At 46.2% G+C, this 12,360-nt stretch carries 13 protein-coding genes and 1 other RNA gene; 11 read left to right on the top strand and 3 right to left on the bottom strand.

The features are described from left to right. The first annotated feature begins 7 nt into the window (after window positions 1-7). From B4K11_RS05765 to B4K11_RS05715, 11 genes are all read left to right on the top strand, one after another. Window positions 8-661, top strand: coding sequence for a hypothetical protein (locus tag B4K11_RS05765; protein WP_292950502.1), 654 nt, complete (start codon window positions 8-10; stop codon window positions 659-661). Window positions 662-671: 10 nt separating this feature from the next. Continuing rightward, complete coding sequence (locus B4K11_RS05760; protein ID WP_292950503.1) at window positions 672-1,805, top strand: PASTA domain-containing protein; 1,134 nt, start codon at window positions 672-674, stop codon at window positions 1,803-1,805. Window positions 1,806-1,807: 2 nt separating this feature from the next. After that, window positions 1,808-2,386, top strand: a complete 579-nt coding sequence (locus B4K11_RS05755; protein WP_292959278.1) for a PASTA domain-containing protein — start codon at window positions 1,808-1,810, stop codon at window positions 2,384-2,386. 14 nt (window positions 2,387-2,400) lie between these two features. Beyond that, a complete protein-coding gene (locus B4K11_RS05750) occupies window positions 2,401-2,646 on the top strand; it encodes a hypothetical protein (protein WP_292959277.1) in 246 nt (81 codons plus the stop codon). A gap of 81 nt (window positions 2,647-2,727) precedes the next feature. Next, a complete protein-coding gene (locus B4K11_RS05745) occupies window positions 2,728-4,149 on the top strand; it encodes a hypothetical protein (RefSeq protein ID WP_292950506.1) in 1,422 nt (473 codons plus the stop codon). A 67-nt stretch (window positions 4,150-4,216) separates the two neighbouring features. Continuing rightward, window positions 4,217-4,575: a transfer-messenger RNA gene (gene ssrA, locus B4K11_RS05740) on the top strand. 187 nt (window positions 4,576-4,762) lie between these two features. Beyond that, window positions 4,763-6,004, top strand: a complete 1,242-nt coding sequence (locus B4K11_RS05735) for a tyrosine-type recombinase/integrase (protein ID WP_292950507.1) — start codon at window positions 4,763-4,765, stop codon at window positions 6,002-6,004. A 9-nt stretch (window positions 6,005-6,013) separates the two neighbouring features. Next, window positions 6,014-6,787 (top strand): hypothetical protein, encoded by a 774-nt coding sequence (locus tag B4K11_RS05730; protein WP_292950508.1) that lies wholly within the window; start codon window positions 6,014-6,016, stop codon window positions 6,785-6,787. Window positions 6,788-6,889: 102 nt separating this feature from the next. Further along, the gene (locus B4K11_RS05725; RefSeq protein WP_292950509.1) at window positions 6,890-7,096 is read left to right on the top strand and encodes a helix-turn-helix transcriptional regulator; all 207 of its coding nucleotides are present in this window, start codon (window positions 6,890-6,892) and stop codon (window positions 7,094-7,096) included. A 4-nt stretch (window positions 7,097-7,100) separates the two neighbouring features. Next, entirely contained in the window at window positions 7,101-7,931 is an 831-nt protein-coding gene (locus B4K11_RS05720) for a hypothetical protein (protein WP_292959276.1), read from the top strand. A 12-nt stretch (window positions 7,932-7,943) separates the two neighbouring features. After that, window positions 7,944-8,120, top strand: a complete 177-nt coding sequence (locus B4K11_RS05715) for a hypothetical protein (protein WP_292957287.1) — start codon at window positions 7,944-7,946, stop codon at window positions 8,118-8,120. A gap of 275 nt (window positions 8,121-8,395) precedes the next feature. On the opposite strand, the gene B4K11_RS05710 is transcribed toward B4K11_RS05715, so the two are convergent. The 3 genes from B4K11_RS05710 to B4K11_RS05700 all read right to left on the bottom strand — a co-directional run. Then, window positions 8,396-9,403, bottom strand: a complete 1,008-nt coding sequence (locus B4K11_RS05710) for an Abi family protein (RefSeq protein ID WP_292957285.1) — start codon at window positions 9,401-9,403, stop codon at window positions 8,396-8,398. Window positions 9,404-9,405: 2 nt separating this feature from the next. Beyond that, the gene (locus B4K11_RS05705) at window positions 9,406-11,142 is read right to left on the bottom strand and encodes a restriction endonuclease subunit S (RefSeq protein ID WP_292957283.1); all 1,737 of its coding nucleotides are present in this window, start codon (window positions 11,140-11,142) and stop codon (window positions 9,406-9,408) included. Window positions 11,143-11,144: 2 nt separating this feature from the next. After that, window positions 11,145-12,360: N-6 DNA methylase (locus B4K11_RS05700; protein WP_292959275.1), on the bottom strand; the 1,216-nt coding region annotated here is incomplete at its 5' end.

Raw genomic sequence — 12,360 nt, 5'->3', positions numbered from 1 at the left:
ATATGACATGACAAATCAGGTAGCCCAAGGGCAAAATTTAGATGACTTCCTGATCAATTTAGCAGATGGCCTGACTCAAGCTCAGAGCACACTTAATCGCTCTCCTGTGCTTAATGCCTATGGCCAAGAAGCGCTGGTTTACCATATCCCCAAAATGGAGTTTGAACTCAAGCTTGATATGACATCAACCTCTTCAAGCAATAACGCTTCAAGCCGAAGTCTGAAATCAAAACTTGCCTTTCGCCCCTCCAGCACAAGCAACAATACCCAAACAGCTAGCAGTGTCATCCGTGGTGTGATGGTAGCCACCCCCATCGATTCAGGCCGCCCCACTCCAGTCGTCACACTCAGCGCAACAAAAGCCTCAGCGACCAAAGTCAAAATAGAGCTACGAGGCAGTGACAGTGTAGGTCAGCCCCTAAGCAATCAACTGATAGAGATCAACATTGACCGAGAACTATCAGAAAAACTCAACAAACAAGAACGCAGAGGCGCGTTAAAAAGTGGCACCAACTTAAGCCAATCAACGCTAGAACTAGATGCTAACGGCTACGCAACTTGCCAACTCAGCATTGCGACCTCCGAACAAAAAAAACAGATGATTGCGATCAGTGCTGATCTCTTATCTAAAACAGAAACACTGCTCTACAGACATCAATAGGAGATAAATAATGGCACTGCAAATCTTAGCCACACTTGTTGATAGCAATAACAAAGCGTTAAAAAGCGTTTCCGTAGATGTCTGTTTTTATAATTTAGCAGGCCGCACTCAACGTATCGCCTCAGGCCGAACCTTATCTAACGGACAATTTAAAGCCCAAAACAGCGCGACACTGAAAAGCTTTTTACCCCGTGTGGTATTACGCACCCAACAGAATGGGAAATGGGTCAATCTCACCAACACGCCCTCCAGTTATAGCAGTAAAAAGCTAGATTTTGGTACCGTAAAAGTCAGTACAAGCCCCGTACTGACGATGGCAAGTACGGCGTTCTACCGTATTCCAACCTCGGTATCCTCCACAGCCGTCAATCTCTCAGCCAGCAACGCAAGCACAACACAGTTAAAAACATTAAAAACCACCAATGAAACGCTTTCCAATCAACTTAAAGCCAGTAAAAAGTCCGCATCAACGCTAAGTTCTCAAATCGAACAGTTAAAAAGAGCAGCCCAAAATTCATCTCAAAGCCATGAGAAACAAAGAAAAGAAAATAGTTTAGAGATCAACAAGCTAACCCAAACTAATTTGGATATTGCCAAGCAACTTAAAGCTAAAGATCTGCGCATTCTTGAGCTAGAGAAGCTCAAACCAAACGCTAAACCTTCGATCCAAACACAAGAACTCAGTAAAGACGAAGTTATCTCCTCTGCCATGGAAGCGCTAAACAAAGCAGACACGCAGAACAAAGGACGATTTCAACTCAGAAGCGCCAAAATGGATCTAAAGGTACTCCCGGGTAGCAGCAAAGATAAAGTTCGCCTTATCAAAGACGCCAGCAGTTTATCGCTTATCGACCCAAGGCTTTTATCCACACTGGTTTTAGATCTAGATATTAACGAAGGCACGGAGCAGTCAGCTGCTGAAGTGCTTAAAATGCCTGACCTGACGGGCTATACCCACAGTCTAGCTTCAAGGCGACTGGATGAGATGCAATTGGAAGCACAGTGGTACAACCAACAACTGCCCCCAGAACAACATAACGAAACAGGCAAGATCATCAGCCAAACCCCTAAAGCCGGCGCCCCTATCAATGATGACGCCGAAATAATGCTAATCATCGGGGTGTCTCCCCGCACAGGAGCTTAAACATGTCTCATAACGATATTTTTAAAGATGTGCTGGCCGCGCCGCTAGGTGAAATGATCTCAGAAATAGGCACTGGCGTTGCTGAGGCACAATTTGCCATTGATGCCAAAACCATTGAAAACATGAAACAGATCTACAGTAGTGATGATGAAACCGTGGCGGAGCTAAGGAACATCGGTTATCGCCCGACTTGGTATGTAATTCCAGAAGCCACAGCAGAGATCAACATGGCCTTGTCTCTGCGCCAAACGCAAGACAGAAACGGCAACAGAAAAACCGAATTACAAGGCACTACCGTCGACGCTAGCTACCAAAACCAGTTCGAATTTAACGTACAAGCCAGCAGCAAACTCACGCTTAAGTTTCTGCCAGTGCCTGCCCCCATTCAAGTAGACAACTTAAACATTGTGCCGCATGTCGTCGGCCAGCCTTTAGCCACCGCAAAAGTACTTCTTGGGCGTTTAGGAATTGATCATCAAGTTAAACCGGCCAATGCAGCCGATAGCAAAATTGTGACAGCAACCTCCCTTAAAGCAGGCGAGTTTATTGAAGCTGATCAGCGATTAGAGCTCATCATCTAAGAAAAGGTTTAAACATGAATACCAGCGGACCCGATCTAGCCAACCTAATCAGACAGTTATCAGAACAAACGTCAGGCTCCGCTGAGAAACCCGACGCATTGCAGATACAAGCGCTGTTAAATAACACAGCCTCTGCGCAACAGGAACAAACGGCACCCGGAGGCTCGGCATTACAAAATGCGCTCAGGCAAGTCAGTGGGCTATCCAATTTAGACGCATCACAACTCAGCAGGCTTTCTGATTTATCACAACCGCAGTAGAAAAGACGACATGTAGTTGATGGACCAAAACAGTGAAAACATGCAAAGACTTGGCATAAAAAAACGCCAATAGGAGGCAACATGTGCACACCAGGACAGCAAACCGCAGCCGCTTTATCTCGAGCAGGCAGTGACGGTTTAAACAACCGTATCACCCCTCAACAATCACTAACCATTGATGCATTTGACCGCATCATCGCCACTCTTAGTGCACATCCTATTGATGAAGGGCTGTTTTGGGATTCAATCGATGGCCTAGACCGCTTTGTAAACCATACGGATTCATTCAACACAGCACTGCGCAATCGAAATTTCAGAAGCTTTGCTGCCAGCAACCCTCAACTACAGGTCAACAACAACATCTGGAATGCAATTGTCCGCCGCTACGCCACCATGAGCAATGACCACAAAGGGCGTGTGAACGTATTCCTCCACGGTAAAGTTAAAGACTCTTTAACCGGGCAGCTCGCATGGGAAACCCACGCTCAAGCCGTATCCATGATGGAACAAGCGGTACGGTCACTCAATGCGCTCAGCAGGAATGAAGCGCAACTCACAGAATGGCAAGTACGGCTAAGAGCGATGGCCACCTCATCCGACCGAACAACCCAAGAAGCCGGGCAGCAGATTATGGACGGACTAGGAATAGAGTCCGTCGTTGCCTTAGATAGTACACAACGGATGGCCAGCAGCATAAGCGCCACCAGCCGCCTAATCAGTGAGACACTCACAGATTTTAGAGTAATCGCACCGCAATCCCTTTTCGCAACCATCTGCCAACTTCCCGGCGCTCAAGAGGGGCTCATTCGCTCTTTAGGTGCCAGCCAAAGCAGCTTTATTGTTCTGTGCATTAACCAAGCGATTGATAGAGGCAACTCCCAGCTATCTACTGAAGCTTGGGTAAGATCAATCTCCGGTATCACCGCAGGCATCGCCGTCGGCATCATAACGGGCGGTGCAGGTACACCCGCAGCTGTCGGTTTAATTGCAGGCATGGGCACCAGCGCAGTCATGGGATTGCCCGGTCTACTTCAATCAATACGCGCCGTTGATCAAGCCCGTATCGGTGAAGCCTCCGGCACAATGGATGGCCAAGCAATTGAAAATGCAGAGTCATCATTAACTTGGGGAACAGGGCTTTATATTGCAGGAATATTGATTCCGAATGGCGCAGGCAGCTTTATAGGCGAAACCGCCGGGCAAGTATCTGGAGCGAGCCTCTCAACCATCCTTGAGATCATAGGCGCCTTAGCTCCGTCCTCACGCGAAAGTGCAGGTTTCACCGCCTTATGGGAAAGACTCAATGCAATGACGCCCGAAGCTAAAGAGCAGTACTCGAGCGCCTTTGAAGCCGTCATGGAAGAGAAGAACATCCCAGCAACCGCCAGACCCGCGGTACTGGCTGCTTTTATCGAAGCTAACCTAGCATCACTCGACAAAACACCAGCAAAAGCCAGCAAGGATCTGGAATCATTCTGCGATCAATTAGGCCGCCAACAGTAAAATGAATACAATTTATTAAAGAAAGACTTATGCACAGACACAAACAGCAGTTATAATGCCAAGATCTGGGGATGACTTGGCTTCGACGCTGATTACAAAACCTTAGGTGCATGTCGAGAATGTAGTGGATCTCGTAAATCCCTCACTACACAGTTATAGTTGCTAACGACGATAACTACGCTCTAGCCGCTTAAGTCGGCTTGTGCCGCTCCTTCAGGTGTCTGTAACTAAAGGATTTTGCGGTATCATTCGAGACAGAATCGCCCGGATGCTTTGCCTTAAGCTGAACGGTTAAAACTAAAAAGGCTCGCCCATAACACCCTGGTTCTCGGGTCGTGACGGGTTAATTAAATAGAGAAACCTAAACATGTAGATCTTGAGGCGGAGGATTGACGGACGCGGGTTCGACCCCCGCCATCTCCACCAAACATAAATCTTATCGCTACCGATAAGTACTCCAAACCCCACTCATGTGGGGTTTTTTGTGTATACTCACTTCCTAGCTGTTCTTTACACATCCTTAGAAAGCCCCCATTTAACAGGGGCCTTCTTGGGGGCTTTTAACCACTCCAAAAGTGAGGCCCCCAAATTGGACTGAATACAGGAAGTAATCATGCCGTTAACAGACCGAGCTATCAAAACAGCCAAAGCCAGTGAAAAGGACTACAAACTTTCCGATGAGAAAGGCCTGTATGTATTGGTAAAAAAGAATGGCTCTAAGCTTTTCTATTTGAAATACCGCTTCAACCGCAAAGAGAAGAAACTTTCTTTTGGCCCCTACCCCGAAGTTAGCTTAAAGAAAGCAAGAGAGAAGCAAGATGAGGCCCGTATGCTACTTAGAGATGGTATTGATCCATCTGCGCATAAAAAAGCCCAGAAAGCTTCCCAAAAGCTCCTAGCCGACAATGCTTTCAGATCCGTAGCCCTTGAATGGTTTGAAACAAAACAGAGCGATAAAACCCCCGGATATCAAAAACGCGTATTAAGAGCGCTCGAGCACGATCTTTTTCCTTCTATCGGCACAACTCCGATTAGCGAAGTCACTGCTCCCATGTTGCTAGCCGCGCTTAGAAAGGTCGAAGATCGAGGCGCAGTAGAAACAGCCCATAGAGACAAACAGATCGCTGGGCAAGTGTTTCGTTATGCTATAGCTACAGGGAGAGCAGAGCGAGACCCCTCCCCTGATCTTAAAGGTGCTCTCAAACCAGCTAAAACTAAGCATTTTTCAGCAATTACCACCCCAAAAGAAGCTGGCCATTTGATGGCCGCTATCGATGAATTTAAGGGCACTCCTGTTGTAAAAGCTGCATTAAAACTCTCTGCTCTTTTTTTCTGTAGACCTGGCGAATTAAGGCACCTGCGATGGTCAGATATAAATCATGAAGAACTACGCATTGAACTAGTGGCTGAGAAAACCCACCAGCAACATATCATCCCCCTTTGCGAGCAGGCTCTTACAGTTCTCAAGGAACTCAGAGAACTCCTCCATTATGTCAGAGAGGACGAGTACATCTTCCCGTCTGCTAGAGGGCGAAGCCGCTGCATGTCAGAAAATGCAATTAGAGTAGCTCTTCGCACAATGGGCTATAGCAACGACACCATGACCGCTCACGGCTTTAGGGCCATGGCTAGAACATTACTAGATGAACAATTAAATTACCGCGTTGAATGGATAGAACAGCAGCTTGCTCATGCGGTGAAGGATGCAAATGGCAGAGCCTATAACCGAACAAAGCATTTAGAGCAACGTACCCAGATGATGCAGCATTGGGCTAATTATTTGGATCAGCTTAAAGCGCAGGCATTGGCAGGAAATGTCATCACAGCTAGCTTTGGAGCAGCAGGGAAGCATTAAAGGATTACCATGAATAAAGACCAAATAGCATTTATCAAAGCCGAACATTTTCACAAACTGACTAAACTACACCCCTTTGAAGCTGAAGGTATGAACTTTTATGTCAAAGTAAATGGATGGGTAAGCGTTAGTAGTACAACTCCCCCAAATCCTTTTCACACCACTGATATAAATATTGACGGTTATTTCTTGATTACAAGCATTCAACATGAAGAAGATACCTCTCTTCCTGACACACAGGCAAGACGTCAAAAATTTATTGGCTCTCTCAGCTGCAAGTCCGGCGATATAGGCATGACTACGGAGAAATCGATAACACTTTTCCCTGATGGCGACCGGCAGCTAAACAACGCATTTTTTAACTTTTCATTAACAAAAGTATTTACTGCATCCGGTGAAGTAATCTCAACTAACCCTCAGAGCATAGAGGGCATTTATTTTACATTAGAAGATTTATACATTTTTTCTGATTCTTTTGGAGTTCCCAATATTAAGGAAAAAGTGAAAGCGCTACTCCCCAACATAGATCCGCCACAAAAATCGACCAAACATTCTGAATTAAACCTTCATAAGCAAACATCCTCACAACTGTATGACCTACTAGAAGCAAATAATATTTTTTGGGAGCTGTACGATCCAGACGATCCCTACACTGCTCCGCTTAAAAAACAGGTTTTACAGTGGTTCATAGATAAGGGCTACAACAAGGCGATTGCCGAAAAAATGGACACTATCCTAAGGGATGGTAGAAATCAGCCGGGCGGGCGACCCCCAAACTCTTAAACCCCCTTTACCCCTTTTTCGAAAGGGGTTTTATCTATTTCCTAACCAATTTTCCCTTCAGCATTGCCTCATCAAATACACATCGGAAGCTAGAGGCAAGATATGAACACCACCAGACTATTACGCAGACCAGAAGTAGAGCGTTTCACAGGGCTAAGCAGAAGCAGTATCTATGCGCGTATGTCCCGAAATGAATTTCCAAAACCTATCGCGTTAGGCGGACGATTAGTGGCTTGGGAGGAAGCCGATATCCAACAATGGATCGCTGATCGAATAGAAGCCTCAAAGCAACTGAATAAAACCGCTTAGTCGCATGTCTAAGCTTTTAAAAACACTACTTCAACGGTCAGACTATCTGGCCGTTGAGTACGGTAGGATAATCCTCATCCCCAAAAACAAGGACACCCAAACAAGTGACCGCTGGTTAAAAGATAACTGGCTAAAGGTTGCCTCAGAAATTCTAATCACATCAAATCAAACTGGCTTTGCTTATCAAGAATACACTACCGGCCTATACACTCAGCATAAAGCCGGCTCTCTCCATCTAACGTTGTATAATCCTGTTACAGGCAATACTGCCTACGCAATATTTAATGCAAAACTAACAAGAGAACGAAACACTCGGTTCGGGGATGAAAATAAACCACTCCCCAAAAAAAGATTTACGGTTAAAGAACACAGTAGCTTTACGAAGTTTTGGCGTGATATGAACATTCCTCTGCCAAGAAGGCTTTCCGCTTTTCATGATTGTATGGGAAAACTAAAACACAGATTGATAAGCGCTAAACTTGATGAGAATGGGAAAGCGATTAATAAAACATTAAAACCATTTTCAATAACACATGAGAAGCTCATCTCCCTTGCGGCAGTAGCTGACATAACGCAGACATTGGCCAGACAAACGCCAAACAATTACCAGACAAACATTCCTGACAAGGAAAGTGCGCAAACTCATTGCCTATCAGCTATAGAGACTATTTCAGGTACGTGTATAAATCACTACGAAGTAAAGGTTAAAGAGACAAAGAATCAAGTTAGTGCCACTATACATCCATTAAATGGACATAAAGCACCTGAAGACCAAACCCTTGAAGAATGGGATATGGACTACGATAATGCCGCAACAGCGCATAGAGAAATATAGAGGTTAAAACCGATGAACTACCTATTTTTTATCATTGTAGCAGTGGCATTTATTACATTTATCGCTTGGAATTACTGGCCAAAAAAAACACCTCCGCAAAAGCGCCAAAGATACTACTGCACCCATTCGGTTGATAAAGACGGCAATGACATGATTCTAACAAGAGCAGTTAGAGAAGAGGAAATTTAGGCCTATCGACTGCGATCGGTCCGGCAGCCTTTTACTATGGTCTCAAGCCAGGCTTGAACAAGAGAGCTAAAGTCGCCTAGAATAAAGACAAATGGATTGGGCAGTCTCGGTCGGCGTTATAACCCCGGTGCTTTCATAGGGGTTTTTCGCTTCTCAAACTAGGAAAAATCTTTATACCCTTCGGTTGACAATCCTCAAGTTATCGTCATAATTACCAGCAATACGGCCCCTTTCGGTGAGACTGCATTGCAGGATCGTTGCTTAGGGGTTTTTTATTACCCGTCATTCCAGTCCCAATGATCCCAATCATCAATAACACCCATACCTTTTAAGTTCAGATCGAGTTCCTCAAGATCAGGAAAATCGTTAAGTAAATCAGTCAGGCGTTGCCACCAAGTTGATGATGGATTAATCGTCTGTAACATAAACTGTGCAATACAAAAGACTAAGAATGACCTTGCCTGAATATGGCCGTTACCCCAACCACCTTCAAATAAAGAAGCTTCACCTCGCCCAGGCTTCTTCGGCTGCTCAAGCATATTCCGGTTCCACAACCGGCTGTGATGCGCACAGACATTACGCAAATAGTTAAGACTTCTTAGCCAAGAGGCAAAAGTACGGCCATTTGCAATACCATACTTACGTGAAATAGCATCCTGCTCTTCTGCTCGCATACCTGCGTAGAGATGCGAAAGTGTACCAAAATCCCATACTTCACAAGCGATCCATATTGGCAGCGGCAAACCATATTTTGTTTTATTGTGCTGAATAAACGCCTCGCCAGACCGATTGATTAAACGGGCATGCTTTTCCTGCCAGCGGTGCAGAGGCGTTAAACCTGTCTGCGGATCAATCACCGAGGAAAATTCATCATGCAATAGCTCTGGTTTTAGGTAAGCCAAGGGGTCTAGACGGCCTAGCGAATGCGCTATATCAACCCGCAAACCGACTTCAATTCTTTCCAGCGCATCGAGAACCAACAACCTCAAACGTTTATCAAATACATAAAGATCAACTGCCTGTTGGAAGCTAGCACCCGCTTTGAAACTGTCCAGTGTTAGATGATCTATTTTACCTCGTTTAAATTTCTTACGCCCTTCTGCCTTGAGGGGGCAGCAAGCCCCGGTTCGTTCACGAAAAGAGTGCCAATAACCACTTAAACGGTAATAACCAATCCGTTCCAGGTAAGCCAACGCGCGCTCATCGTCAGTCACAACAAGCCCACGATCTTTAAGCTGCTGCAACTGTTCGAGGTAACTGATCCAAGGCTTATCGTATGGCATGGCTATTCCCCTATAGCACGATCAACCAGCGCATCGGCTAGATGCAGTTGGGTTTGCTGGGCCTGTTGCAGGCGGGCTTTCAGCTGGTCACAGAGGGCCATTAGGTGATCGACTTTAGCAACGATACGGTTTTGTTCTGCTAATGGAGGAATCGGAACTTCAAAGCTCCTGACTTGGTTTACATTGAGGTTACCTTGGGAGACGCCTGCTCCATAGATATTATCAAGGCTTTTCTTTACTCCTTCTGGAGAATTGAGCCAATGGAGTAAGTAATATGAATTAAATTGGTTTAGAAACGGTTTGACTAACGTAAGGCTGACGTAAAAAGCAAACTCAATCTCGATGTCTATTACTGCAGCTTCTCCAATACCTGCACCTACTCGAGTTAACAATATGTCTCCCTTTTCAGGGTTCGCATTTTGGGTAATCTTTCTGAATGTTTCATCATCAACAAATTTGTGGTCATCCGGCATAAATTTGTATGGCTTAACATTTTTTGCCGATAAAAAAATTCGCCCAGATTCGTGATATTTTGGCGTGCTAGCCATGCCGCATGTAACGACCTTAGTTATGTCCTGCATATACGTCAGATCCCAGCCCTCCGGCAGTAGAAACGGTTTATCATCCTCACTAATCGGCGGCAGTAGTTTCTGCTTTTTGATCTTTTTCTCTTTGATCAAACGCGCTTTTTCGGCGGCGATTCTTTCCAGCAGCACGGCGGCGGGCTCGTCATTGGGGTCTTGGGGGACGAGTTTGCCCATCACGGCCAGTTGCAGGACAGTTTGTTTCAGCTGGTCGATGCTCTGTTCGGTGGTGAATAGGGTATCGAAGTGGTCGGCAAGACGAGTCCAGTTCTGTTCCAGCTCGGCAGCATCGGCGCTGTTGGTCAGGGTTGTGAGCAGGGTTTCCACCAGCGTAGCGTGGGCATCGATACTGGCTTCCGTTTGCTGTTCCAGTTGATCGCATAGCGCCATCAGCTCATCGACTTTCGCGACGATGCGGTGTTGTTCGGAGAGCGGGGGTAAACCTACCACGTAACCAAGTAACTGCTCTTGTTTAATCCCAGCAACAGTAGTACCAGTGCCCTTAATCTTTATAGTCGAATAAGTGTTCAGGAAGTGCTCTACATTGACCAGAGAGCTTAGCTTTACAGACTTCAGATCCTGATTGAACGCTAGGGGGACACTGGCAACACCAACTTTGCCAAGCCCCATTCTTGTACAAATAAGAATATCACCTATATCAGCAAGTTTACTTCCAGCATCCAGACCGCTTTGTGTAATGTAATCTTCAGTTTTAGTTATATATCGCTGTTTTCCTAAGTCTTTAACACTAGCCCAAGGAATGTCTCCAGCCCAAAATGAATCTTCTCTTTTACTAGGTGTACCTCCACTAATAATCGAGTTGAATAACTCCCCCAAACGAATCCAGTCCCAGCCAGAAGGAAGAGCAAACGGCTTTTCATCCGCCCCAATCTCCGGCAGCGGCTTCTGCTTCTTAATCTTCTTCTCTTTGACCAACTGCGCTTTTTCGGCGGCTATCCGTTCCAGCAATACCGAGGCAGGTTCATCGTTGGGATCTTGCGGCACTAGCTTGCCACGCACTGCCAATTCCAGAATCAGTTCACGCAGTTTCTTGATGCCATATAGATCGAGCTTTTTACTGCTGCCCCGCCCTGCGGATGATCGGGTTTTAATGGCCGAAGTCCAAATATCAATATTGTCGGTAATCATATCCATGCTCACACACCCTTACCGAGGGCATCAGCCAGAATCGCTTTAAGCTGATTGCGCAGTTCGCCGATTGCTTGTTGCTGTGTGGTGAAGTCGGCAAGTAATTGGTCGGGGTCGTGATTAATCTGCTCATCAACGTGAGGGTTTTTAATATCGAGGTTAAAGTTACGGGCGATGATGTCGTCGATACTCACCTTCCACGCCTGTTTGGTTTCCACCCGTGCGGCAAAGCCATCGGCCTCATCGCCCCACCAGTCGATCTCGGCCTGAAACTCTTCAAAACGCATCGGCTTGGTTTTGTTGTAGTTTTTTACGCCCTCGGGATAGGGATGCTCATAGAACCAAATATCTTTTGTAGGCTGACCCTTGGTAAAGAACAGAATATTGGTCTTAATACCTGTATAGGGGTTAAACACACCGTTAGGCAGGCGCACAATGGTGTGCAGGTTGCACTCTTCGGTGAGCAGTTTTTTGATCTTGGTTTTTACCCCTTCACCAAACAGGGTGCCGTCGGGCAGTACTACCGCTGCGCGTCCGCCTTGGCCATTTTCCGCGCCTGCCAACACATCGATAATCAACTGTAAAAATAGATCGGCGGTTTCACGGGTTTGCAGTTCGGCGGGGAAGTTTTTCTCGATGCCGTCCTCTTCGGTGCCACCAAAAGGCGGATTGGTAACGATGACATCTATCTCTTCGTCCCAGCTGGAAAGCGGTTTGTTCAGGGTGTTGCCGTGGCGTACTTGTACCGGCACCTCGATGCCATGCAATAGCATATTAGTGGTGCACAGCAGATGGGGGAGCTGCTTTTTCTCCACCCCGTGAATCTGTTTTTGCAGGGTCTGATGATCGGCAGCGGTTTTGACGTAATGGGCTTTGACATGGTCGAAGGCACAGGCCAAAAATCCGCCGGTACCGCAGGCCGGGTCCATAATACTCTCACCCAATTTAGGATCGATACGGTTGACCATAAAGCGGGTGACTGCCCGTGGAGTATAGAACTCACCAGCATTACCGGCGCTTTGCAGATCACGCAGAATCTGTTCGTAAATATCGCCGAAAAGATGGCGTTCGTTGGAATCGGTAAAATCGATCTCGTTAAGCTTGTTGATCACTTGACGCAGCAAGGTGCCGTTTTTCATGTAGTTAAAGGCATCGCTAAACGCCTCTTTCACCACAAAGCCTCGTGGGTTTAGATCCACCGGCGCGGCTAGATTTTTCAGATCT

It is taken from the genome of Neptuniibacter sp. UBA6509, assembly GCA_002435145.1.
Taxonomy (GTDB): domain Bacteria; phylum Pseudomonadota; class Gammaproteobacteria; order Pseudomonadales; family Balneatricaceae; genus Neptuniibacter.
This window is presented reverse-complemented; position numbering and strand designations above follow the sequence as displayed.